Origin of the sequence: Citreicella sp. C3M06 (assembly GCF_018860705.1) — a bacterium.
Lineage (GTDB): Bacteria > Pseudomonadota > Alphaproteobacteria > Rhodobacterales > Rhodobacteraceae > Salipiger.
In genome coordinates, this window is sequence record NZ_JAHKQA010000025.1 from 1 (window position 1) to 1,468 (window position 1,468).

The 1,468-nt window shown below is 54.0% G+C and carries 1 pseudogene; it reads left to right on the plus strand.

The features are described from left to right. Positions 1-49 precede the first annotated feature (49 nt). Positions 50-1,395: pseudogene (locus tag KO516_RS05360) on the plus strand (IS3 family transposase). The last annotated feature ends 73 nt before the right edge of the window (positions 1,396-1,468 follow it).

The following is a 1,468-nucleotide window of genomic DNA, read 5'->3' on the forward strand; positions in this document are numbered from 1 at the left end:
TTTGAACAACGGAGGGTTTCTGGTTCATCGTAGCCTTTAAGGAGCGAAGATGAACAAGAGGCCCGGAACATCGAAAGACGCAGCTAACAAGCTGGTCAAAAACATCCGCCGCAAGACCCGCCAGACCTACTCGGCGGAGGAGAAGATCCGCATTGTTTTGGCCGGATTGCAGGAAAGCATCTCGGCATTATGACGCCGCGAGGGTATCTCTGACAGCCCGTATTACACTTGGTCGAAGGAATTCCTCGAGGCTGGAAAGCTTCGTCTTTCCGGCGACACAGCGCGTCAGGCGACATCGCCTGAGGTGAAGGATCTGCGATCCGAGGCCATGGCTCTGAAAGAATGCGTGGCTGACCTAACGCTTGAGAACCGTCTGCTCAAAAAAAGCATGACAGGGGCTGGGGAATTCGAGGAATGAGGTATTCAGGAACCGAGAAGCTCGAGATTATTCGCACAGTTGAGGGATCACACCTGCCCACAAAAATGAGCCTTGATATGCTGGGCATCCCGCGCACGGCATTTTACCGGTGGTATGACCGATATGTCGAAGGTGGCTTTGATGCTCTGGCAGATCGTTCGCCGCGTCCAAAGTCGGTCTGGAACCGCATCCCTGATGCCCGCCGTGACGACCTCATCGAGTTCGCGCTGGAACATGAGGCGCTGACCACGCGGGAGCTGGCGGTCAAGTATACTGATGAGAGACGGTATTTTGTCTCTGAATCATCAGCTTACCGCATTCTGAAAGCAGCGGATCTGATCACAGCACCAGACTATGTGGTGATCAAGGCGGCAGATCAGTTCAAAGACAAAACGACCGCCATCAACCAGATGTGGCAGACCGACTTCATCTACTTCAAGATCATTGGTTGGGGCTGGTATTACCTGTCCACCATCCTCGACGACTACAGCCGCTACATCATCGCCTGGAAGCTCTGCACAAACATGCGGGCCGAAGATGTGACAGACACGATCGAACTGGCGCTGGCGGCATCGGGTTGCGATAAGGCCATCGTGCGCCACAAGCCGCGTCTTCTGAGCGATAATGGGTCCTGCTACATCTCTGGCGATTTGGCCAAATGGCTGGAAGGGCGAAGCATGACCCATGTCCGCGGCGCGCCATTCCATCCGCAGACCCAAGGCAAGATCGAACGCTGGCATCAGACCATGAAGAACCGAGTGCTGCTGGAGAATTACTACCTGCCCGGTGATCTTGAGCGCCAGATCGGGGCCTTCGTCGAATATTACAACAACCAGCGATACCATGAGAGCTTGAACAACGTCACACCCGCCGACGTCTACTTCGGCCGCGACAAAGCCATTCTGAGAGAAAGGGAAAAGATCAAGAAGCAGACAATCCAACAACGCCGTTTGCAACATCAAAAACAAGCCGCATAATCAATCACACAACCGAACCAGAGCCTCCAATGCTCAAGCCGCTCTGAAGTCCCATTTTATATGACGACGGACA